Annotated in this window: 21 protein-coding genes; 10 read left to right on the forward strand and 11 right to left on the reverse strand. The window is 41.1% G+C overall.

The window, feature by feature from the left end; genetic code table 11:
• Nucleotides 1-182: 182 nt before the first annotated feature.
• On the reverse strand, nucleotides 183-764 hold the full coding sequence (locus FXF70_RS04635; protein WP_304414256.1) for a TetR/AcrR family transcriptional regulator: 582 nt from the start codon (nucleotides 762-764) through the stop codon (nucleotides 183-185).
• 137 nt (nucleotides 765-901) lie between these two features.
• Between FXF70_RS04635 and FXF70_RS04640 the strand changes: the two genes are divergently transcribed.
• Nucleotides 902-2107, forward strand: a complete 1206-nt coding sequence (locus FXF70_RS04640) for a cytochrome P450 (RefSeq protein WP_148779908.1) — start codon at nucleotides 902-904, stop codon at nucleotides 2105-2107.
• Between the two features lie 32 nt (nucleotides 2108-2139).
• Here the strand turns inward: FXF70_RS04640 and FXF70_RS04645 are convergent, their stop codons facing one another.
• The 4 genes from FXF70_RS04645 to FXF70_RS04660 all read right to left on the reverse strand — a co-directional run bounded on the left by FXF70_RS04645 (nucleotide 2140) and on the right by FXF70_RS04660 (nucleotide 6230).
• Complete coding sequence (locus FXF70_RS04645; RefSeq protein WP_008347509.1) at nucleotides 2140-2553, reverse strand: VOC family protein; 414 nt, start codon at nucleotides 2551-2553, stop codon at nucleotides 2140-2142.
• Between the two features lie 129 nt (nucleotides 2554-2682).
• On the reverse strand, nucleotides 2683-4047 hold the full coding sequence (dnaB, locus tag FXF70_RS04650; RefSeq protein WP_003214779.1) for a replicative DNA helicase: 1365 nt from the start codon (nucleotides 4045-4047) through the stop codon (nucleotides 2683-2685).
• A gap of 330 nt (nucleotides 4048-4377) precedes the next feature.
• Complete coding sequence (locus FXF70_RS04655; RefSeq protein WP_148779909.1) at nucleotides 4378-5286, reverse strand: DUF4885 family protein; 909 nt, start codon at nucleotides 5284-5286, stop codon at nucleotides 4378-4380.
• A complete protein-coding gene (locus FXF70_RS04660; RefSeq protein WP_148779910.1) occupies nucleotides 5283-6230 on the reverse strand; it encodes a DUF4885 family protein in 948 nt (315 codons plus the stop codon). The genes FXF70_RS04655 and FXF70_RS04660 overlap by 4 nt, the downstream gene beginning before the upstream one ends.
• A gap of 109 nt (nucleotides 6231-6339) precedes the next feature.
• Between FXF70_RS04660 and FXF70_RS04665 the strand changes: the two genes are divergently transcribed.
• From FXF70_RS04665 to FXF70_RS04695, 7 genes are all read left to right on the forward strand, one after another.
• Nucleotides 6340-7197, forward strand: a complete 858-nt coding sequence (locus FXF70_RS04665) for a hypothetical protein (RefSeq protein ID WP_017359891.1) — start codon at nucleotides 6340-6342, stop codon at nucleotides 7195-7197.
• A gap of 498 nt (nucleotides 7198-7695) precedes the next feature.
• Complete coding sequence (locus tag FXF70_RS04670; protein ID WP_148779911.1) at nucleotides 7696-8577, forward strand: alpha/beta hydrolase; 882 nt, start codon at nucleotides 7696-7698, stop codon at nucleotides 8575-8577.
• 209 nt (nucleotides 8578-8786) lie between these two features.
• On the forward strand, nucleotides 8787-10412 hold the full coding sequence (locus FXF70_RS04675; protein WP_148779912.1) for an ABC transporter substrate-binding protein: 1626 nt from the start codon (nucleotides 8787-8789) through the stop codon (nucleotides 10410-10412).
• Between the two features lie 98 nt (nucleotides 10413-10510).
• The gene (locus FXF70_RS04680; protein WP_148779913.1) at nucleotides 10511-11476 is read left to right on the forward strand and encodes an iron-hydroxamate ABC transporter substrate-binding protein; all 966 of its coding nucleotides are present in this window, start codon (nucleotides 10511-10513) and stop codon (nucleotides 11474-11476) included.
• Nucleotides 11477-11565: 89 nt separating this feature from the next.
• Nucleotides 11566-12354, forward strand: coding sequence for an alpha/beta hydrolase (locus FXF70_RS04685; protein WP_148779914.1), 789 nt, complete (start codon nucleotides 11566-11568; stop codon nucleotides 12352-12354).
• Nucleotides 12355-12372: 18 nt separating this feature from the next.
• Nucleotides 12373-12516, forward strand: a complete 144-nt coding sequence (locus FXF70_RS04690; RefSeq protein ID WP_008347524.1) for a YycC family protein — start codon at nucleotides 12373-12375, stop codon at nucleotides 12514-12516.
• A 22-nt stretch (nucleotides 12517-12538) separates the two neighbouring features.
• Nucleotides 12539-13753, forward strand: a complete 1215-nt coding sequence (locus FXF70_RS04695) for a CynX/NimT family MFS transporter (RefSeq protein ID WP_017368453.1) — start codon at nucleotides 12539-12541, stop codon at nucleotides 13751-13753.
• Nucleotides 13754-13954: 201 nt separating this feature from the next.
• Here the strand turns inward: FXF70_RS04695 and rplI are convergent, their stop codons facing one another.
• Genes rplI through FXF70_RS04710 form a run of 3 tightly spaced genes read right to left on the reverse strand, consistent with a single transcriptional unit; the run spans nucleotide 13955 to nucleotide 17348 of the window.
• Complete coding sequence (rplI, locus tag FXF70_RS04700) at nucleotides 13955-14404, reverse strand: 50S ribosomal protein L9 (protein ID WP_007497423.1); 450 nt, start codon at nucleotides 14402-14404, stop codon at nucleotides 13955-13957.
• Nucleotides 14401-16380 carry a DHH family phosphoesterase gene (locus tag FXF70_RS04705; RefSeq protein ID WP_017359884.1) on the reverse strand — a complete coding sequence of 660 codons (1980 nt, stop codon included), beginning with the start codon at nucleotides 16378-16380 and terminating at the stop codon, nucleotides 14401-14403. The genes rplI and FXF70_RS04705 overlap by 4 nt, the downstream gene beginning before the upstream one ends.
• 20 nt (nucleotides 16381-16400) lie before the next feature.
• Complete coding sequence (locus tag FXF70_RS04710) at nucleotides 16401-17348, reverse strand: YybS family protein (RefSeq protein WP_148779915.1); 948 nt, start codon at nucleotides 17346-17348, stop codon at nucleotides 16401-16403.
• Nucleotides 17349-17651: 303 nt separating this feature from the next.
• Here FXF70_RS04710 and FXF70_RS04715 point away from each other — a divergent pair, with 303 nt between their 5' ends.
• Entirely contained in the window at nucleotides 17652-18581 is a 930-nt protein-coding gene (locus tag FXF70_RS04715) for a manganese-dependent inorganic pyrophosphatase (protein WP_008347534.1), read from the forward strand.
• 44 nt (nucleotides 18582-18625) lie between these two features.
• On the opposite strand, the gene rsiV is transcribed toward FXF70_RS04715, so the two are convergent.
• The 3 genes from rsiV to FXF70_RS04730 all read right to left on the reverse strand — a co-directional run bounded on the left by rsiV (nucleotide 18626) and on the right by FXF70_RS04730 (nucleotide 20787).
• A complete protein-coding gene (gene rsiV, locus FXF70_RS04720; RefSeq protein ID WP_048001995.1) occupies nucleotides 18626-19483 on the reverse strand; it encodes an anti-sigma-V factor RsiV in 858 nt (285 codons plus the stop codon).
• Nucleotides 19484-19978 (reverse strand): RNA polymerase sigma factor SigV, encoded by a 495-nt coding sequence (locus FXF70_RS04725; RefSeq protein WP_007497431.1) that lies wholly within the window; start codon nucleotides 19976-19978, stop codon nucleotides 19484-19486. It abuts the gene before it with no gap.
• A 149-nt stretch (nucleotides 19979-20127) separates the two neighbouring features.
• Nucleotides 20128-20787 (reverse strand): hypothetical protein, encoded by a 660-nt coding sequence (locus FXF70_RS04730; RefSeq protein WP_148779916.1) that lies wholly within the window; start codon nucleotides 20785-20787, stop codon nucleotides 20128-20130.
• A 106-nt stretch (nucleotides 20788-20893) separates the two neighbouring features.
• On the opposite strand from FXF70_RS04730, the gene katX reads away from it, so the two are divergent.
• A complete protein-coding gene (gene katX, locus FXF70_RS04735) occupies nucleotides 20894-22483 on the forward strand; it encodes a catalase KatX (protein ID WP_148779917.1) in 1590 nt (529 codons plus the stop codon).
• Nucleotides 22484-22502: the final 19 nt, after the last annotated feature.

The following is a 22502-nucleotide window of genomic DNA, read 5'->3' on the forward strand; positions in this document are numbered from 1 at the left end:
CTCTTTCAAACACATTTATTTTATCAATGGACAATGAAAAAGTCAACGTGAAATCCGAACATTAATATCTCGAAATCAAATTTTGTTCGTTTTACATGTGAGGAAAAGCGCTTTAATTGCTCATTCTACGCTTAAACAAGAAGATTTCGATCAAAATTACTGTTTTTCTCATTTCCGTTTGTTCAGTGATTTTCAATCAATTGAATCATCGAACTTGCCATAAAGTCGGGTGAATATGGTCTACCTTTTCTCAGCCACCACTCAGCTGTTCCAACATAAGCAGAAATGACAAATTGCTTCTGCATTTCGAGAGGAACGTGTTGTGGATCAGGTGGTGAACCTGTAACTTCTTCGAGCCCCAAAGTAAAGCTTTCTTCAAAAAAAGCACTGGCCGTCTGATGAATATTAAGCTCTTTTCCCCTTTTCAAGAGAATCTGATACTCCTCTTCATGTTCCTGCAAATGCTGATAAAAGCGATAAATATACACATATGCTGCATGGTCGCTCTTCCACTCATTTTCATGTACAGGAGCAAAAATAGCGGTTTTCATGACATCAAACATCTCATCCATGACCTGCTGAGCTAAGTCAAACTTATCCTCATAATGCTGATAGAAGGTTGTGCGATGGATCCCTGCCTTGTTCGTCAAATCTTGTACAGAAATCTTCCCCCATTCCTTCTCCTTTAATAACTGAAATAATGCTTTTCTTAATTGTTGCTTTGATTCAGTTGCGCGCTTATCCCCTCTGTAGCAGTCCGCCACAAGCCGCTCTCCCCTTCCCATTTTCTTCAACAGATTTCGCTTTTCTGTTGGTTGAATCCTTTCTCCTGATGAATTACCTTTAAATCTAACACAGTAAAAAAAAGGAATCATCTGACAACCCATAAGGAGTGATGATCATGGAAACAACAACACCTAGTGCCGTTCAAAAAGCGTTATTAAGAGGGAAAAATAAGCAGGACCCGTATCACCCATTTGATTGGTACGCCAAAATGCGTCAAGAATCTCCTGTTCATTTTGATGAACACAGCCAAACATGGAGTGTCTTCACCTATGAAGAAGCAAAGCGCGTCACCATCGATAAAGATACCTTTTCTAGTCAACCTCCTCAAGACCACCGGAAACATTCACTGATGAAAACAATGGTCATGATGGACCCGCCAAAACATACACGAATCCGTTCCATTGTGAGCAAAGCGTTTACACCCCGGGTGATGAAATTGTGGGAACCACGCATTCAAGAGTTAATGGATGATCTCATTGGACAAATAGAAGGTAAGGAAGAGATTGATCTTGTTCAAGACATCTCCTATCCGCTTCCTGTGATAGTCATTGCAGAGCTTTTAGGTGTGCCAACAGAACATAAACAATCCTTTAAAGAATGGTCCGATATCCTCGTCAGCATGCCTAAAAGTGAACATGAAAAAGATGTCGTTGAATGGCAAAAAACACGGGATCAAAGCGAAGCGGACATGATGGCGTTTTTTGCTGACATCATTGAAGAGAAGCGGCAGAACCTTAGTGAGGATTTGATTTCGCTTTTAATCCAAGCGGAGGAAGATGGAGATAAGCTGTCCGCAGACGAATTAATTCCTTTCTGCAATCTTCTCCTGTTAGCAGGCAACGAAACGACCACCAACCTGATCTCCAATATGATCTTTAGTTTGTTAGAAAATCCGGGGTCGTATGAAGCGCTCGCTCAATCACCTGACCTCATTCCTCGAGCTGTGGAGGAGGCTGTCCGTTTTCGTGCCCCTGCGCCTACAATTGTCCGGTATGTCACAGAAGACACCGAACTTGGAGGGAAAGTCTTGAAAAAGGGAGACAGTGTGATTGTCTTTCTTGCTTCTGCGAACCGGGATGAGCGTCAATTTCCAAACGCACATGAGTACGATATACACAGGCACCCTAATCCTCATATTGGCTTCGGCCACGGCATTCATTTCTGCCTAGGCGCACCACTTGCTCGCCTAGAAGCCTGCACTGCCATCAAAGCCATACAGTCACGATATGAATCACTAGAGCTTCTCTCTTACGTCCCAATGACAAGCAGCGGTATGTATGGACTAAAAGAACTGAAGCTCCGTGTCACGCCTCGTTCCTAACAAAAAAGGCTCCCACGAGATGGGAGTCTTTCTTAATCAGGTGTAATTCCTTCTGTATTCATGAGCACCACTCGATATCCATCTGGATCTTCAATCGTCACGCCTCCTCGATCCCAGTACGGGTTCGTAGAGGTGACATGCCGTCCACCAAATGCGATCAGTCTCTTTTTCATCTGCTGAAATTCTTCTTCATTCGGAATATAGAATACAAGCAGCTGCTCTGGGTGGGGAACAGGCAAGCTTTCGTCTTCTTCATGTTTGGTGATTTCCAGATGAACATGCTGGTGAGGAAGCCCAAGCATGACCCCATCATACCCTTCATGCTGATCAAATGAGCCAATTCGTTTCAGCCCTAAACCTTCTTCATAAAAAGAAACAACCTCTTTCATGTTGACGGTCGGACGTGCGATGCGTAATTGAGCGGCTTCGAATTGTTGAAACTTCATCAGTCATCACTCCTTTTCTCCCTTTAGTATACGATCTGTATTTCTGTCTCTCCTCCTCATTTCGAATGTTTTTCAGTCATTCTTTCGATGTAGATGGATCAAAAAAAGCCCAGCTTCTTGAGCTGGGCTTTAAGCACCGGGCGGAACACCCGCATCGTCAAATCTTCTTTCTAAGTTGACGAATTTGTTATATTCTTTCACGAAAGCCAGTGATACCGTTCCAACTGGACCGTTACGCTGTTTCGCAATAATAATTTCAATAATGTTCTTATTCTCTGATTCTTTGTCATAGTAATCATCACGATAAAGGAACGCCACAATATCGGCATCCTGCTCAATACTTCCTGATTCACGAATATCAGACATCATCGGACGTTTGTCCTGACGCTGCTCTACCCCACGAGAAAGCTGTGATAAGGCAATGACCGGCACTTCAAGTTCTCTTGCTAGTGACTTTAAAGCCCTAGAAATTTCAGATACCTCTTGCTGACGGTTATCGCTTGATCGTCCACTCCCTTGGATGAGCTGTAAGTAGTCAATCAGGATCATGCCAAGCCCGTTTTCTTGCTTCAAACGGCGGCATTTCGAGCGAATCTCACTTACTCTGATACCAGGTGTATCATCAATGAAAATCCCACTGTTTGATAGCGAACCCATCGCCATTGTCAGCTTACCCCAGTCCTCTTCTGTGAGATTACCGGTTCTTAGGTTTTGTGCATTGATATTTCCCTCGGCACAAAGCATACGCATGACCAGCTGCTCAGCGCCCATCTCTAAACTAAAGATGGCGACACTTTCATCTGTCTTGGTCGCAACGTTTTGTGCAATATTTAACGCGAAGGCTGTTTTCCCTACGGACGGACGAGCCGCTACAATAATCAAGTCATTTCGCTGGAAGCCAGCTGTCATCCGGTCAAGCTCTGAGAAACCCGTTGGAATCCCAGTGATATCACCTTTTCGATTATGAAGCTGTTCAATATTATCATATGTCTGAACAAGAACGTCTTTAATGTTTTGGAAAGCTCCTGAGTTTTTACGCTGAGCCACTTCCATAATGGTTTTTTCAGCATCACTCAATAGATCTTCTACTTCATCCTCACGCGTATATCCATCCTGTGCAATGGTTGTCGCTGTACGGATCAGACGCCTTAAAATGGATTTTTCTTCTACAATTTTTGCATAATATTCAATGTTTGCGGCAGTTGGGACAGAGTTCGCAATATCTGTTAAATACGAAATCCCGCCTACCTCTTCTAGTAAGTCTGTATTGGCAAGTTCTGATGTCACCGTGACAAGGTCAACTGGTTCCCCTCTATCACCAAGTACAAGCATCGCATTGTAAATCTTTTGATGCGACATTCTATAGAAATCCTCTGGAATTAATACTTCAGAAGCGAGCGTTAGCGCAGATGGTTCTAAAAAAACAGCACCTAATACGGCCTGCTCGGCTTCTATATTTTGCGGCGGCAGCCGGTCATCGAGAAGTTCCGTCATGCCAAGCACCGTCCTTTCATAAAAAAATACGCTACTCATCATTTTAACATTTTCATCAATAAAAAAGTGAAAAACATCAACTATAGTCAAAATTACCATGTGGTTGTTTCATTGAACAGCGAAACATCACACTTCAAATAGAAAAGACTCTGTAACATAAATTGTTATAGAGTCCTTTGTATCGCTAATGGAATTTGTAGCTGTTGTTCACACATGTGATCGATACTCCAACATGGCATGAACACGCACATGATCAAATATTGAAAATATCAGGTGCGTTTTTTAATCTATCGTTTTCTTAACTCCATAATTCACCTGTTGCCCAATGTCTTATAAGGAGCCATTTTGATAACTAATAGATAACACCAAATCGGGAATAGAATCATACCCGTTCTTCGCTAGATCAAAGAGCTGTGCACCATAATGTGATGCAGCAATGCGGGCATTTTCTGCTGTGTATGGGTTTTTCAGAAGTTCTTCTTTGTAGATATCAAAAATATTCGCTCCGGTATCCGTTACAAATTGACCGTTTACAATACTTAAATCTTTTAAATTGTAGCCTGTCACCGTTTTGATTTGATTGACAAGGTGGAACTTTGCAAGTGAATCCGGCGTGAATTGAGTCGAATCATCATTTCTACTTTTCATAATATGAAAAAATAGTTCTCTTGTATTGTTGCTTGTATTCAATATGTCTTCTATTTGTTTGGCTAGGGTTTCGTCTGTTGTTCCACTCACCACTAATTTAAAATGATTCGGATCAATGGTAAAAGTTAAATTGGCGTTTTTAGGAATGTTCAAACCATTGGTAGAAAACAAAGCTTGTAGTTGTTCGTTCACCTTTTGACGATTTAATAGTTTCTTTTCGACACTTTCTTGGGTAGGATCGTACCGTTTTTCATTACGGAAGATAGCATCATTGAAGTCATATTGTCCACCTTTATTATTCCTTGCCCAACTCATTTCCATCGTATAAGCAGCTTCTCTCTCCACTTTAGTTAGATCACTTCTGAAATAAGAAGAGTATGGATTTCGATACTTATCATATATATGGCTCTGAGGATCTTTGAATCGTTTATTTTGTTCATTTATTTTTTCGTATTTTTCATCTAATATTTTCATCCGCCTATCAGATTCGGTCATCACTTCGTTTGTACTTTTAATAACTGATTGGCTATTGAAGTCGGTAAAGTTCTGATTGTTTAGAACAGTTGCTGCGTTTGATGTATTGATCTTCACTTTGATACTCCATAATTCACCTTTTGTCCAATGTCATATAAAGACCCGTTTTCATACCCAATAGATAACACCAAATCGGGAATAGAATCATACCCGTTCTTCGCTAGATCAAAGAGCTGTGCACCATAATGTGATGCAGCAATGCGGGCATTTTCTGCTGTGTATGGGTTTTTCAGAAGTTCTTCTTTGTAGATATCAAAAATATTCGCTCCGGTATCCGTTACAAATTGACCGTTTACAATGCTTAAATCTTTTAAATTGTAGCCTGTCACCGTTTTGATTTGATTGACAAGGTGGAACTTTGCAAGTGAATCCGGCGTGAATTGAGTCGAATCATCATTTCTACTTTTCATAATATGAAAAAATAGTTCTCTTGTATTGTTGCTTGTATTTAATATGTCTTCTATTTGTTTGATCAGTGATTCATCAGTTGATCCACTCACCACTAATTTGAAATGATTTGGGTCAATGGTAAAAGTTAAATTGGCGTTTTTAGGAATATTCAAACCATTGGTAGAAAACAAAGCTTGCAGTTGTTCGTTCACCTTTTGACGATTTAATAGTTTCTTTTCGACACTTTCCTGGGTAGGGTCGTACCGATTTTCATTACGGAAGGCGGCATCATTAGAATTATAATGTCCTCCTGTTCCATTATTAGCCCAACCAATCTCAATAGAGTAAGCCGCTTCTCTTTCCGATTTGGTTAAATCACTTCTGAAATAAGGGGAGTGTTGATTTCGATACTTATCGTATATATGACCATGAGGATCTTTAAATCGTTTATTTTGTTCATTTATTTTTTCGTATTTTTCATCTAATATTTTCATTCGTCTATCAGATTCGGTCATCACTTCGTTTGTACTTTTAATAGCTGATTGGCCTTTAGAGTCTATTTGGTTCAAATTGTTCGAAGAACTGGCTGTGTATGACGTATTAATATTCATTTTGATTCTCCTTTTTTAAGAAAATAGTGATTATTAAATATATCGGCATTTCAGTTAAAATTTGTTAGTTTAATGTCGATATAGTAATTATTACAAGGAGGGTTAATATATGACAAATACTATCTTTAAACGTTTATTATTACCAGCATTATTATTGGCGCTTGTTACTAGTTTTTTCGCACCTACGTCAGCAGAAGCAGCAATTACCGGGAATAACAGTCCTAACACTGCAAGTTCAATGGGATATTGGAAAAATAGTCGTTCAGACACGACAATCTTACCTGAAGGTGAAAATGAAGCGTATTATCAGTTTACGATCAATAAAGGGGAAAGAGTTTATGTCAGAAGTTCGTATAATAAGCAATATACGGGTATGAAAATCGAGGTGTATAATTCAAAAAATTCTGATGGGAGGTCTAGAGTCATTAATCCTGATTCAGTAACGCCCTTTATTTTTGCAAATACTGGTGACGTGACTTCAACTTCAGAAACTTATTTTGTGAAAGTGACCCGTGGTACATATACTGGGAATATGTATTTTACTGTTTCCATTCAAGATCGTATTAAATCTGGAAATGGGACATTCAATTTTACGGGGACGGCTACAAACTTGGGGAATTCTTCTTTAAATTTTTTAGGAGTTGATTCTTCTGTCATTACAATGGATTTAACGAATAATTCTTCTATTCCTAAAAGTGCAATCGTTAAATCGATTACGACAACTAGCACTCAAACACCTAACCAAGGGAATGTCACACACAAATTAATGGATAGTGAAAGTAACATTTGGTATCAATCACTTTTCTCCTCTGCAACAAGTGGTTCTTATCGTATATCTCTGGATGATCAATTAAGAGTCGCTCAAAAATGGAGCTTTAAGTACAACGCAAAAGCTACCGCGAGATCTACTATGAGCAATGTCAAAGCCGATATCCGTTACGAATATGATGTCACAGATGGATTTTAAGTGAATGATGTTAACAGATATGTGCACCAATTGATCAAAGAGTAAGGGCACATCCCTTACTTTTTTTATTGCCTCATTTTTGATGTTATATGTTATTTCGCCACTTTTAAAACAGCCCCTCCTCTTTCAACACGCTCTCTAGCAGAACCCCGACTGAACATTTCATTTTGTTATGAATGAAAATGTTAAAAAGAAGAGTAGTGTATTTTTGTATGAAAGGACGGTGCTTGGTATGGCGGAACTTCTCGATGACCGGCTGCCGACGCAAAATATAGAAGCAGAGCAGGCCGTATCAATCAATTGGGCAAAATTAACATTTATACAACTTTATGAACATTTGACTTTATAATTAATAACTATTATTATTTGGTTTGCTCACATGATAATTGAGAATCATTTTCATTTGAAGTTTTCAAGTAATACTCTCATCCAACTAATATTCACAAGTCTGCTTTTATCACCATATGAGGATCATTTTGAGGAAGGGAATTTTTATATATGTTGAAACGCCCTGAAGGAATGGGTACTGAGAATTCACTTTTCGGAGAAAGCCGTCCCTTTTTTATACCTGGGACGGAGCAACTAGATATCACAGCACACCCATACAGACTTTTTATATTTAAACCGACTACCACTCCTCCAGCGGCTGGTTTTCCAGTCATGTACGTGCTTGATGGGAATTCACTTTTTGGCACAATGGTCGAAGCCATCCGTTTACAGTCAAGAAGACCTGAAAAAACAGGTGTCGCACCTGCTATCATTGTTGGAATTGGCTATCAGACAGAAGCGCCCTATCATCCGCTTAGGCATTATGATCTCACTCTTACCGCCCCTGATGCTTCCATTGGGAGGAAAAGAAAGGACTTCTCCAACCATACATATGGCGGCGCTTCTACTTTCTTTTCTTTTTTAGAAAAGACGGTAAAGCCCTATATCGAACAACGCTTTCCAATCAACCAAAGTCGTCAAACACTGTTTGGGCATTCTCTTGGCGGTCTTTTTGTATTACACACACTATTTGAGCACCCTGATGCTTATCAGACATATATTGCAGGGAGCCCTTCTATCCACTGGAACAAAAAATTATTTCTAGAAAAAGAACACCAATTCACCAACTATATACGTCAAGTGACTATGGATGTCAGGCTGCTTGTAGGTGTAGGTGAGTTAGAAAAACATCATCCATGTCAAATGAATGATCATGCCAATTCACTAGCAAATCGTATGTTGCCTTTATCGTCATACGGCTTGCATACGGCCTATCACGAGTTCCCTGAAGAAGGACATACGTCCGTTTTGTCAGTGCTGATGAATTATGCTTTTCGTTTTGCACTCTATCATGATGATCCATTAACAACCACAGACATGAAAAAAAGCTAGCGAACACACGAAACATAGTGATCTATCTCAAAAGATTGCCCTTATCACAGGCGCAGGACAGACAGCGAATACAAGTGTTTCTCTACACCCTACGCACCCTGATCTCCATCAGGGTGCTTTTTTGACAGAATAAACACACCATTTTCCAGCTCTTTCTGATACAATTCAATTGAGAATATTTATCAATTAATAAGAGATCAGGTGGTTTTATGGGAAACAATCATCAATTATGTACAAAGGTAAATGCTGAACACTGCATTTATCGATTAACATATACTAAAAAAATAAATAATGCAGATCTTCCACATACGGAGCAGCAGTTTTCAGATACTTTCTGCCTCCTCTTTAACATAAGCGGCAGCGGTTTACTTACATTGAATGATCAAAGATGGCGATTGAAAAATCTGACACTCTATACGATGATGCCTGGGGAAACATTTATGTTGAAAACAGAGCCACATCAAAAACACGAGCTCTATCTGTTTCGCTTTCAGATGTACACGCCACAAGGTCAAAGCATAGAAGAAGTATCAACTGAACAAGCCCGATCTTTACTGAATGTATGGCAATTTATCGATATTAGCTCGATTGAACACATTCATTCTTTACTGTCCGACATGACAGCAAAATGGCAAAAACCTGAATCCATTAGCTTTTTTAGAAGCCAAACCCTTTTTCAACAGCTCATCCTGCAGCTTTTCACACTGCATAAAGAAGACATTTGTGACACAACACACGCCCTTTTCAAAACAAAACAATATATCGATCAACATTCCGAAGAACCTCTCAGCCTTACAAGTCTATCTCATATGGCTGGTATCAGCGCCAATCATTACAGCGAGTTATTTAAAAAGCATTTTGATGTGAGTGTCACTGATTATATCACCAAGAAAAGACTGGCTAGAGCCAAACAGTTCATGGCGAAAGGTCATGCAAAACTCAAAGACATTGCACAGGACATCGGCTATCAAGACCCCTATTACTTTAGCCGCATCTTTAAGAAAAAAACGGGTATCACTCCTTCTGCTTATATGAAAAGCCGTCAACGGAAAATGGCTGCCTATGGCCATTCCATACTCGGGCAGCTCACACCTATTCATATCATCCCATATGCTGCCCCTCTTCACCCTAAATGGACAGCACATGATTTTGAGCATTATGCAGAAGAAATTCCGATTCATCTGAGTGCACATCGTATCAACGAACACGCTGAAGCCAATTTACAGCAATTGAAGGAAGCACAACCTGAGCTGATCATTGCCAATGATCATGTGACAGAGGAAGAAAAACAAGTGTTGAAAACCATCTGTCCTGTTCACTTTGTTCCATTCACACAATTGGATTGGCGCGCTCAATTCAGACAAACAGCTCTGTTCTTAAACGAAACGAGGGAAGCAGAAGAATGGCTCCTTCATTACGAAGAACTCGTCATTCAAGCGAAAAAGGCATGCCTTATTGATCATCCACCAAGAACCGTCCTGCCTCTTCGTATCTTTCAAGATCAGCTCTACTTATCTGTCAATCGCACCATGTCAGAAGTAATTTTTCATGACATTGGCCTTCTGCCAGCTTTTCAGAATGATGGCCAGCTCATCGAAAAAAAAATCAGCATTCACTCTATACAGCAGTTAGACCCAGATGCCATCTTCCTTTTGTTGCATAAAGAACCAAAAACGATTGCTTTTTATCAAAAATTAAAGCAACAGGAGGCTTGGCAAAATCTCAAGGCTGTGACGCAACAAGCCGTCTATCCACTCGCTTCTGACCCTTGGCGTGAATACACAGCAGCCAGTCATCAACGAGTCATTCAGGACCTTTTATCTTTTTTTCCGTAAAAAGTCCATCACTAGACAGATCATTGTCTATGGATAAAAGGACGAATGACTACTACAATCTTTAATTGAGAACAATTATCAGTTAAAGGAGAAAAAAAATGAAAAAATGGTTCGCATTGCTTATCCTTTGTATCATGACGATCACCGCAGCAGCCTGTGGTGCTGCAGAAAATAAACCGGCTTCAAACACAACCAAAAGCAAGTCAGCTGAAGCAGCAGAAACAAACATCAAATACTTAGATCAAACGTACAAACTGAAAACACCAGTGAAACGAATCGTCATTGCTGGAAGCCTAGAATCGATGGAAGATGCAAAACTACTTGGTATCGACCCTATTGGTGCTTCTACTGTCGGCGGCACTTTCCCTGAATTATTTAAAGACATTACAGCAAAAACAGAAGGCATTGGGGAAAAAACAGAACCGAACCTAGAAAAAATCTTAAAACTAAAACCAGACGTGATACTCGGATCAACCAAGTTTCCGCCTGCAACAATTAAAAAACTAGATAAAGTTCAAACGACGATCCCAGTATCACATGTCTCTTCCGACTGGGAAAGCAACCTTTTATTACTCGGTGAACTGACTGGAAAAAGTGAAGAAGCGAAAAGCATCATTTCTGATTATCAGAAAGATCTCAAACAAGCGAAAGAAACCCTGAAAGACAAAAGCAACAACAAAACAGCTGTCATTTTACGCATTAGACAGGGCGACCTGTACGTGTACCCTGAAGACGTATACTTCAACTCTACTTTATATGGGGACTTAGGATTTACAACACCAAGTGATATCAAAAAAGCCAAAGCACAAGCAATGATTTCATTGGAACGCCTAGGTGAACTCAATCCTGATTATATCTTTGTTCAATTCTCCCAAGAGGAAAACTCATCGAATCCAAATGCATTGAAGGACTTAGAGGGAAATAAAATTTGGAACAGCCTAAAAGCTGTGAAAAATGGACACATCAATGAAAATGTCGTTGATCCTATGCTTCAGGGAGGAACAGCACTAAGCAAAACCACCTTCCTTGATCAGGCTGTCAAATGGCTAGATCAAACCAACTAAAAAGATGAGCATCTTGACAAAGGGCTAAACATTTTAGCCCTTTGTTCTTCTTTTCAGCGGAGCTTGAAAACTTGAAGGAGAGAATACACATGAACGGAACGTTTCTATATGACGAATTGAACGGGCGTCAGCTTGATATTTACCTTCCACCGGACACCTCTATTGATGTTCCAGCTGTCTTTGTACAAGATGGCTCTTCTTTGTTTAGAACCCACCTGCTAGAGATCGAAAGCATGATTGAAGCCAAAACCATCTCGCCAATCATCATCGTCGGTATACACCCCTTCAACCGACTTGACGAATATACACCATGGAAGGCATCAGCACTGCATTCTGGATTCCCTGACTTTAAAGGTGAGGCACAGACATATGTGTCATTTTTAGCAAATGACTTGCTTCCATATATCAAAAGAGAATACCCAGTTAAACAGACCGGTCATGAACATAGCCACGTAGGTGCTTCATTAGGTGGACTCTTTGCTATTTATACCTTATTCATGTACCCTGACCTTTTTAAAAACATCGCGTCCCTCTCCGGGTCATTTTGGTATCCAGATTTTCTATCGTTTGCTAAACAACAAAGCATTCAGTCTGTGGACCACCTTGTCTATTTGTCTGTAGGCAGTGAAGAAGGGAAAGGCAAAACATCTGCCCAACAGCACATGCCTTTATTCAACAAACAACTCCATGATCTTTTATTACAGAAAGGGATGCAGGAACGAAAGCTTCACTTTCACATTGAACAAGGAGAGGGCCACCATCTGAAACAATTTCAAAAAAATTTCTTATCGGCCATCAAGTGGTTTTATAAAAGAAAACCCAAATTTTTTATCAGCAAGTCACAAAGTCGATATGGTATATTGGAACGTATAGATTGAAAGAGGAGGGATTTGCGCATGAGACCTTTACAAATCTCAGCCGATACCGCACAAAAGCTTGCTGCATCACTCAATGTACCGTTAGAGCAAATCATGCATATGCCGCAGCACATCTTATTAGCTAAATTAGCGGAGCTTGAACAGAAGAAAGATCGTTCTTAAAGAAATAAAGGAGTTTACATTCATGGAACAACAACTAGAAAAATCAACATTTCATCCTCGCAGTACAGGGCAAACCATTTTGCTGATTGCTGGGATTTTACTCATTGCCTTTAACCTGAGGCCAGCCATTACGTCTGTTGGTCCTGTGATCGGTGCCATTCGTTCTGATTTACAGCTTTCAAATGGACTGGCTGGTTTCCTCACGACATTACCACTGCTCTCATTCGCATTGCTATCTCCCATTGCACCTAAAATCGGAAAACGTCTTGGGAATGAACGAACACTTTGGCTTGGGCTTGCTGTCCTGCTCTTTGGGATTGTCATTCGTTCATTTGGTAGCATCACCTTTTTAATGATGGGAACGGCGCTAGTCGGCGTCGGGATTGCGATTTGTAATGTGCTTTTACCTGGACTTGTGAAACATAAATTCCCTGCACATGCTGGATTAATGACAAGCGTGTATACGACATCGATGTCCGTTTTTGCTGCACTTGCATCTGGTGTCAGCGTTCCGCTCAGTCATGCAATGCCTGGGGGCTGGAATACATCATTCCTTGTCTGGGCCGGACTTGCCCTTCTTGCGATGATGGTGTGGGCGCCGCAGCTTCTTCATCAGAACACAGCGGCTGTCAAAAGCATTTCACTCAAAGAACAGCCAATATGGCGTTCACGTGTCGCATGGCAGGTGACCTTTTTTATGGGCTTGCAATCATTCCTTTTCTACAGCAGTATCGCATGGTTTCCTGATATTTTGACATCACATGGCATGAACCTGGCGACAGCGGGATGGATGCTCTCTATTATGCAGTTCACTGGTCTGCCATCCACCTTCTTAACGCCCGTCTTTGCAGAAAAATTAAAAACGCAAAGACCGCTTGTCGTCGGCCTTGTCCTTGTGTATTTACTCGGCATGATTGGTCTCCTTCTCGGAGGGTCGACGCCTATTCTTGTCATCTCTGTGCTATTCATCGGCGTCGGACAGGGGGCCAGTATCAGTCTTGCTCTCACATTTATCGGATTAAGAACAACCAATATGGAACAAGCAGCTGCCCTCTCTGGAATGGCGCAGTCACTCGGTTATTTATTAGCCGCTGTTGGTCCATTCATGATCGGTATCCTTTTTGATGTGACACATACATGGACACCAGCCATTATCATCTTTATCATCGTCCTATTTTTCATGTTTATATCCGGTATGCGTGCTGGACGAAGCGTCTATATTTCAGATCCGTCATAAACAAAGGGGTAAAATGAACTTTATTTTAGCCCTTTGTCTTCTTTTCAGCGTGATAGAAAACCTTTGCAGTCTAGGAAGGGCGAGTACTGGCGCGGAGCGAATTTGACATTCGTGAGCACCAGCGCGCAGGACTGACACCGAATGCTAGGGTTTGTCTACACGCTAAGAACCCGTCTCACGAGGAGACGGGTTCTTTTCTGTTTATGCTTGTTCTGTGACGTGCACTTTTAATGTTGCTTGTACTTCTGGGTGAAGCTTCACCGGTACATTTGTGTATCCTAACGCACGAATGGCATCATTCAACTCGATTTTACGCTTATCGAGTTTGATTTGATGTTCTTTTTGCAATTTATCAGCGATCTGTTTGCTTGTAATCGAACCAAATAGACGACCGCCTTCACCTGATTTAGCAGTGAGTTCCACTGTCAGCGCCTCAAGTGTTTCTTTTAATTGTTTCGCTTGCTCAAGCTCTTGGATGGCATTCTTTTTCTCTTTGTTTTTCTGCCCTTCCAATGCACTTAGGTTCGTTGGAGTTGCTTCAACAGCTAACCCTTGTTTGATGAGAAAGTTGTGAGCGTATCCGTCAGCTACATTTTTGACTTCGCCTTTTTTCCCTTTGCCTTTTACGTCTTTTAGAAAGATGACTTTCATCTTTGAACCCCTCCTTCGAAATATTCGTCTATGGCAGCTTTTAACTTCTCTACCGCTTCTTCAATGGTTATACCATAAATCTGGGTCGCAGCGTTAGTTAAATGACCGCCACCATCTAATGCTTCCATAATAATTTGAACGTTGATATCCCCTAACGATCTTGCACTAATACAAACCGTATCGTCATCTCGCCTTGCGACAGCAAATGATGCTTCAACCTCACTCATCGACAAGAGAGAATCAGCCGTTTGTGCGATCGTAATTTGATCATAATACTCAGACCTGTCAGACGGCAAGGAAGCAATCGCTACCTGATTTTGATACAGCTCTGTATGCTGAATGAGCTTTGCCCGTTTGATGTAATGATCGACTGTCTCTTTCAAAAACTTTTGCACAAGGACAGGATCTGCCCCTTTTGCACGAAGATAGGATGCTGCATCGAACGTTCTTGACCCCGTTCTGAGGGAGAAACTCTTCGTATCCACGATGATCCCAGCAAGAAGTGCTGTGGCCTCAATCATGTTAATCCGCAATTTCTTCGGCTGATACTCTAACAGCTCTGTCACAAGTTCTGCTGTAGATGAAGCATACGGCTCCATATAGACAAGTAAAGGATCACGGATAAATTCCTCACCACGTCTATGGTGGTCAATGACAACGACGTTTTCGATCTTATTTAGCAGTCGTTCTTCCATCACAAGGGACGGTTTATGTGTATCTACGACCACAAGCAATGTGTCATCCTTTGCAAGCTCCATCGCTTCCTCAGGCGTGATAAAACGGGACCAAAGTTCTTCATAATTTTTAATTTCACTAATTAAGCGTTGAACGCTGTCCCCAATCTGGTTGGCATCAATGACGATGTAACCTTCTTTTCCATTCGCCTGAGCAACCTTTAAAATCCCGATCGAGGCACCGATAGAGTCCATGTCGGGGAACTTATGCCCCATGATCATGACATTACCGCTTTCAGATACAATTTCTTTTAAAGCATGTGAAATGACCCGTGCGCGTACTCGTGTCCGTTTTTCCATTGGATTGGTTTTTCCGCCGTAGAATTTCACTTTCCCATTCGGCTGTTTAATCGCTACCTGATCCCCGCCTCGTCCGAGGGCAAGGTCAAGACTTGACTGCGCAAGTGCGCCAAGTTCTTTTAAAGAAGGAACAGACGCACCGATTCCAATACTAAGGGTAAGCGTGGCGCTATGTGCCCCTGTTTTCTCACGAACCTCGTCTAAAATGGAAAACTTCGACGCTTCAAGCTCTGCTAAGATGCTCTCGTTTAATACCGCCATAAATCGTTCAGATGAAATTCTTTTTAAGAAAATGCCGTATTCTTGTGCCCAATTGTTTAACAGCGATGTGACTTCACTATTTATCGCGCTGCGCACCTGATCATCGAGACCTTGTGTGACATCATCATAATTGTCTAAAAAGATATAAGATAACACCGTTCGTTCATTTTCATACTGTCTTTCAATCTGCACTTGTTCCGTGACATCAAAGAAATATAAAAGGCGCTCTGACCGTTTAATAATGACTTTGAATTTCCGGTCATTCAGCGTCACATTTTCTGTCTCAACCTCTTGTTTAATAAGAGGCACAATGGATTCAAATGTATCATACAAGGATCTGCCGACAAGTGTGCTTTCATGGAAGCACGAAGCGAGAAATGGATTGGTCCATTCGATATAATACTGGTCATTAAACAGCATAATACCAATTGGCATCTCCATTAATGCTTCTTCTCCAACCTTTTTGACTCGATAGGATAATGTTGAAATATATGAATCAATCTCTTTTTGCACCTGCGTATCTGCCCACTTTAAAAAGTAGAGCACACCCGCAAGGACTAAAAGACCAACCGCTCCTATGATCCAATTAAAATAAAGGTTGAGGAGGACTGTGATCACCGCAAGAACAATTAACGCGAAGATCGGATACTTGATGACAGGTTTTCGATAGAAGCTTGGCACTGATATCAACTCCTCAACATTCAGAGTGAATTATTTGTTTTTACTTTTTCTCTTAAATCAAAGCCTATGTCAGCAATCCCTATAATACGCACAATCACACCGATTGGCGGAAAGAGAATCGTCAATACGACGGCAAAAATGGGTACCACTTTTGAGATGTTTTTTTCGTGGCAATAATAGAAGATAAAAGAAAAGCCCTGAATAAGCACCAGTATAAATAAAATTTGAAAAGCACTCGTTTGCACGAGCGATAAAAAGCTGCCTTTCTCCGGCTGAATCAGCATCAAAAGCAGTGTGAGTAAATAATACCATACCATGCTTTTTGGCAGTCGCATATCCTTAAATTTCTTAAGAGCTGGCATGTCTGGAACAAACCGTTTGATCAACGGCCGCACAAACCAATGATTGACGAAAGACATCAGCGTGACAAAAATCAAAAGCGCTACAGGTAAAGAATTTAATGCCGTATCCTGCATCTCTCTAAACTGCTTGAGTTGTTTTGCTATGTCCTGATCAGAAGCGCCAGATTGTTTTAAGGTACTCTCTACCATCGGCATGATTTGGTCAATTGATTCCTTTGCGACACCCAGTATATCTACTTGAAACAGCTGGACACTGACAACAAAGTAAATCAGAAAACTGAATAAGTAGATCAGCGCACCCATAATGATAGCCTGACCTGGCTGCCTCCTGCTGTAGAAAACACCCATACCTATTCCAACAGCAATCAACATTGGCGCACTTAACAGCCCATTAATAGACCCAATTAAAAAGCTGATCACTATGCCAATAGCGCCAGCCGCAATTCCTTTTTTCAAGCCATGCCTGATTGTATAGAGAATGATCGGAATCGGAGCAGCCATGAAGAAAATAATGGATAAAAGTGGAACATACAAATAAAACAGCGTCATTACCGCAAAAATACTGATCATGATAGCGCCTTCTACTAACGCTTTTGTTTGTTTCACACCTTCACCTCAATCCAATCATTTTTCTATATCTTGCTCAATGTGTACTTCTATGTATACGTACGATGTACGCTCCGGCATATCTTGACCCAACCTTTATTTTACCATAGCCGTAAATCGCAAGTAAAATGCAGGCTATCCCAAGAGCGTTTCACGTGGAACAACTTAGATCGTCTTGTACATGCAACTTTCCAGACGACATGTTACAATTTTTTAGATTATTCTTAGCTATAAACCCTGAATTCAAGGTCAAAAGCTGTTAGAATAGAAACATCATCAATAAAAGTAAGAAGGAGAATTCACATGGGAAAAACACTCGTATTCGGACACAAAAACCCTGACACAGACACGATTTGCTCTGCTATCGCTTACGCTGATCTGAAAAACAAAATTGGCGTTCAAGCAGAAGCTGTCAGACTTGGAGAAATCAATGGAGAAACACAATACGCATTAGATTTCTTTAAACAAGAAGCACCTCGTTTCATTGAAACGGCTGCAAACGAAACAAAACAAGTCATTCTTGTCGATCATAACGAATTCCAACAAAGTGTAAGCGATATTGATCAAGTACAAGTGACAGAGGTCATTGACCATCACCGTATTGCCAACTTTGAAACAAGTGAACCTCTTTACTATCGTGCTGAGCCAGTTGGCTGCACAGCAACGATCTTAAACAAAATGTACAAAGAGCACCAAGTCACAATTGAAAAAGAAATCGCTGGTTTGCTTTTGTCTGCGATCATTTCTGATTCCTTGCTATTCAAATCCCCAACATGCACACAGCAGGATGTTGATGCTGCGCATGAGCTGGCAAAAATCGCAGGAGTAGACCCTGAAGTATATGGTTTAGATATGCTGAAAGCAGGAGCTGACCTAAGCCAAAAAACAGTTCAAGAATTAATCACACTGGATGCAAAAGAATTTGCACTAGGTAACAGCAAAGTCGAAATTGCACAAGTTAATACAGTTGATATCGCTGAAGTAACAGCAAGACAAGCTGACATCGAAGCAAAAATCAATGAAGTTATCGCAGCGAAAGGTCTTGATCTATTTGTTTTAGTGATCACAGACATTCTAGAAAATGACTCTCTTGCGCTTGCCCTTGGTGCTGAAGCAGCAAAAGTAGAAAAAGCATTTAATGTCACACTTGAAAACAACACTGCTTTACTCAAAGGTGTCGTATCAAGAAAGAAACAAGTCGTGCCTGCACTAACAGACGCACTTTCTTCATAAACATAAAAAGACTGCTGACATCTTCAGCAGTCTTTTTTCTTCTTTTAATGAATGTACATATCGCTGACAAGAACATCCTTTAGCACGCTTGTTGGAATCGTGAATTCAACTACACCCATGTAACCAGGCGCCACATCATATTCGTTGAAGGAAATCACCAGTTTGCCTTTTGAATTGATATAGAAGCTTTGATCTGGCTGAATCTTCTTAAACGGATCAACCGTATCTTGCTTCGTCATCCAGTAAATCTTATTTGAATCCTCTTTCATCTGTTTCTTCATTTGTTCTTTAATATTTTCACTAATCACATCAATATAACGGTCATCTTTAAACAGACTTGGTAATGTAATGAGTACATGGTTTTTCTTATCCACCGTATCATATGTCATTTCCTCTGCCGCAGAAGCCTGAGTCGTCACCTTGTATCGACCTAGTGAAAGAATTTGATCATTATTTGTTCTTACTTCATATCCGCTCTCTACACTCAAATGACCATTTTTATAGCCCTTTGTTTCCTTTTCAAAATCTTGATACAGCTTTTTGTTTTCAGCTAAATATTTTTGATTCAGGCTGTCTTGTAATTTTCCGTCCCCAAGCCCTGAAACGTGTGGTGTTTTGAGATCAATATTTGTTCCCTGATCGCTCTTTTTAAATTCTGTGAACGTCACGACTTTCACAAGCTCTCCAATGACGGGTACTTCTGAAATCGCTCTTGCTGCCTGCGGACTGACATTTACAGTGGTGACAAATAAAGCAGCCGCAGCAACCAGTCCGATCGTCCATTTCTGAAAATGAGGTTTCTTGTTTTTTCGTTTTAATGTCCGTTCAACCATAGCATCGTATTCCGGGGGAATAGGGATTTCTAAATATTCCTCTTTTAACTGTTCCAAATGCTTATCCATTTATATTTCCTCCTGCGATAATTCTACTTTTAAAAGCCGCAACGCCTTATATAATCTTGTTTTAATGGTGTTTTCATTTTCTCCAAGAATATGAGCAATGTCCTCTAGCTTTAAATCCTCAAAGAATCTTAATATAATGATGACCCGATACATCTCCGGCAAATCTTCTATCGCCCGTCTGACATCTTGATCCTCATAGACATCCGATTCACCCTGTGATAAAAATTCCAGCGTGTCATCGTCTGTCACTTGCACACGCTTCTTCTTTCGTAAAAAGTCGAGGGCAGCGTTTACGACGATTTTATAAAACCAGCTATGCATCTTGGTCGCATCCTCTAATCGGTGAACAGATTTGAGTGCTTTATGAATCGCCTCTTGAACGACATCCATCGCATCTTCTGGGTTTTTGACATAGCTATAGGACAATCGATAAAAACTGTGTTTATGCTCCATTACGTAATCCGCAAATTGATCATCAATCTTTCGTTTCTTCATTTTACAAAGAGCTCCTTTATCTTAAATGCGCATCTGTTATTTCTTACATTGGATAGACGCACACCTGTTAAAAATAGTTTGCGCTCCATTATTTTTTTAACATGTCATCCCATTTACGTTTCTATACAAAAAGAGCGAACCTGACGGGTTCACTCTTTTAAAGCCGTTATTTTTTGATAAACAAATGGTTTGAGTGGTGATAGCGGATGAATGATGGACACTCCTGTTTCCTGCTCCACCTGCTTTGCAGCGTGAACCATCGAGAGCTGCATCACACAAATATCTCCATGCTGCTGCTTCACAGATTGCCTTAACTGTTCCATGATTCGCTCATGGTAGGCTTGTATATCACCGTTCAAGCAAAGATGAAAGACATCCTCTAGCACAACCACTTCTGCCTTCAACTGCTTTCCCCGCTCTTTTACATATGAAGACAGTCGCTTCATCGTTCCTTCTACTGTATCTGGGTTTGAAAACACCAGCTGAAGCGGACCCTCTCGCTCACAAATCTGCTCAAATAACGGCTCATCTATCGGAACAATTGGTTGTTTGAACAGGTGCTGCTGCTCCCCCAAAGCCGCAATGTATTGTGTACACGTTAATAAAACAAGATCAGCCTCTCCTTCTTGCATGAGTCTGTTGATGGCATAGGTTTGCTGCTGCTCAAGATCAAATGCGGGATCTTGTTTGGCTCGTTCCATAAAGGTTGAATCGACGATGTGATGCAGATCAAATCCTGTGTCATAGAAAGCGTCGTCAATGTAAGAAATATTAGATGGATGTGCGTGAAGGCAGTGTAATCGAATCATTAGGTCCGCTCCTCATAAAAGTTTTCACTCATTATATCAATCCTTGTATGAAATAGGGAGCAACATGACCATATTGTTAGGGAGATATTGAAGGAGGGATTCTACCTTGAAAGAAGATCAACAGCCTACATCATCTTCAGAGTCAGAAGAAACCTTGACGAATCGACAAGGTCACCCGGTAACAGATAATCAAAACATAAGAACCGTTGGGAATCGAGGACCGACTACACTTGAAAACTACGATTTCCTAGAGAAAATCAGTCATTTTGATCGTGAACGCATCCCTGAACGTGTCGTTCACGCACGAGGTGCCGGCGCACACGGATACTTTGAAGCCTACGGTACATTCGGTGACGAACCCATTTCCACTTATACAAGAGCCAAATTATTTCAGGAGAAAGGAAAAAAGACCCCTGTCTTCGTTCGATTCTCTTCTGTTATTCACGGCGGACATTCACCAGAAACTTTACGCGATCCGCGGGGATTTGCGATCAAATTTTATACAGAAGACGGCAACTGGGATCTCGTTGGGAACAACCTCAAAATTTTCTTTATTCGAGATGCTTTGAAATTCCCTGATTTGGTTCATGCCTTTAAGCCTGATCCTGTCACCAATCGTCAGGATGGCGAGCGCATTTTTGATTTCGTTTCACAATCACCTGAAGCAACACATATGGTGACATTTCTCTTCTCACCATGGGGCATTCCCGCCACATACCGGCACATGCAAGGCTCTGGCGTCCATGCCTATAAATGGGTGAATCATGAAGGAAAAGCAGTACTGGTCAAATATCACTTTGAACCGAAGCAAGGGATTCGCAACCTGACACAAGAACAAGCCCAAGCCATTCAAGGGGAAAACTTTAATCATGCCACACAGGATTTATATGAAGCCATTGAACAAGGGGATCATCCTGAATGGGAAGTATACGCTCAAATCATGGAAGATGACACCCACCCCCATCTAGACTTTGATCCACTCGATCCGACAAAGCTCTGGTACAAGGATGACTATCCATGGAAACCGATCGGACGAATGGTGCTAAACAAAAATCCAGAAAATTATTTTGCAGAAGTGGAACAGGTTGCCTTTGGGACGGGGGTTCTTGTAGACGGATTAGATTTCTCAGATGATAAATTGCTGCAAGGACGTACCTTCTCATACTCTGATACGCAGCGATATCGAGTCGGGCCAAATTATTTACAGCTGCCGATCAATGCACCGAAAAAGCATGTTGCCACCAATCAGCGAGATGGGCAAATGGAATATCATGTGGATCAAGGAAAAGGACAAAACCCCCATGTGAATTATGAACCGTCCATTCTAGGGGGATTAAAAGAAGCGCAGCAAGATGGAAAGGATCATACGCCTTTTGTAGAGGGTGAAGTCAAACGAGAAGCCATTGACCGCCCGAACAATTTCGGACAAGCGGGAGAAACCTATCGCCGCTTCAATGATTGGGAACGTGAGGAACTGATTAAAAACTTAGTCAACACCTTAGCTACCTGCCAAAAAGACATCCAAGACCAAATGATCGAAAACTTTACAAAAGCTGATCCTGACTATGGAAAACGTGTGGCCGATGGCTTAAAAGCCTTCAAACAAGAGGAGCCAAGCGGACCAATTGGATCAACAGGCGCGGCACAGGCTGTCAACGATGCGATCAACAACAGCACCCCTTCAGATCCTTATTAATGAAAAAAGAATGCAGCGG

It is taken from the genome of Bacillus sp. Y3, from assembly GCF_008123875.1.
GTDB lineage: Bacteria > Bacillota > Bacilli > Bacillales > Bacillaceae > Bacillus > Bacillus altitudinis.

What these genes read in the sequence shown, in the direction of transcription:
- FXF70_RS04660 (WP_148779910.1), bottom strand. Translation starts at nt 6,230, where the DNA reads ATGAATATTAATACGTCATACACAGCCAGTTCTTCGAACAATTTGAAC.
- FXF70_RS04675 (WP_148779912.1), top strand. Translation starts at nt 8,787, where the DNA reads ATGGGAAACAATCATCAATTATGTACAAAGGTAAATGCTGAACACTGC.
- FXF70_RS04665 (WP_017359891.1), top strand. Translation starts at nt 6,340, where the DNA reads ATGACAAATACTATCTTTAAACGTTTATTATTACCAGCATTATTATTG.
- FXF70_RS04645 (WP_008347509.1), bottom strand. Translation starts at nt 2,553, where the DNA reads ATGAAGTTTCAACAATTCGAAGCCGCTCAATTACGCATCGCACGTCCG.
- FXF70_RS04640 (WP_148779908.1), top strand. Translation starts at nt 902, where the DNA reads ATGGAAACAACAACACCTAGTGCCGTTCAAAAAGCGTTATTAAGAGGG.
- FXF70_RS04670 (WP_148779911.1), top strand. Translation starts at nt 7,696, where the DNA reads ATGTTGAAACGCCCTGAAGGAATGGGTACTGAGAATTCACTTTTCGGA.
- FXF70_RS04695 (WP_017368453.1), top strand. Translation starts at nt 12,539, where the DNA reads ATGGAACAACAACTAGAAAAATCAACATTTCATCCTCGCAGTACAGGG.
- rsiV (WP_048001995.1), bottom strand. Translation starts at nt 19,483, where the DNA reads ATGGATAAGCATTTGGAACAGTTAAAAGAGGAATATTTAGAAATCCCT.
- FXF70_RS04715 (WP_008347534.1), top strand. Translation starts at nt 17,652, where the DNA reads ATGGGAAAAACACTCGTATTCGGACACAAAAACCCTGACACAGACACG.
- FXF70_RS04690 (WP_008347524.1), top strand. Translation starts at nt 12,373, where the DNA reads ATGAGACCTTTACAAATCTCAGCCGATACCGCACAAAAGCTTGCTGCA.
- dnaB (WP_003214779.1), bottom strand. Translation starts at nt 4,047, where the DNA reads ATGACGGAACTTCTCGATGACCGGCTGCCGCCGCAAAATATAGAAGCC.
- FXF70_RS04725 (WP_007497431.1), bottom strand. Translation starts at nt 19,978, where the DNA reads ATGAAGAAACGAAAGATTGATGATCAATTTGCGGATTACGTAATGGAG.
- rplI (WP_007497423.1), bottom strand. Translation starts at nt 14,404, where the DNA reads ATGAAAGTCATCTTTCTAAAAGACGTAAAAGGCAAAGGGAAAAAAGGC.
- FXF70_RS04680 (WP_148779913.1), top strand. Translation starts at nt 10,511, where the DNA reads ATGAAAAAATGGTTCGCATTGCTTATCCTTTGTATCATGACGATCACC.
- FXF70_RS04685 (WP_148779914.1), top strand. Translation starts at nt 11,566, where the DNA reads ATGAACGGAACGTTTCTATATGACGAATTGAACGGGCGTCAGCTTGAT.
- FXF70_RS04730 (WP_148779916.1), bottom strand. Translation starts at nt 20,787, where the DNA reads ATGATTCGATTACACTGCCTTCACGCACATCCATCTAATATTTCTTAC.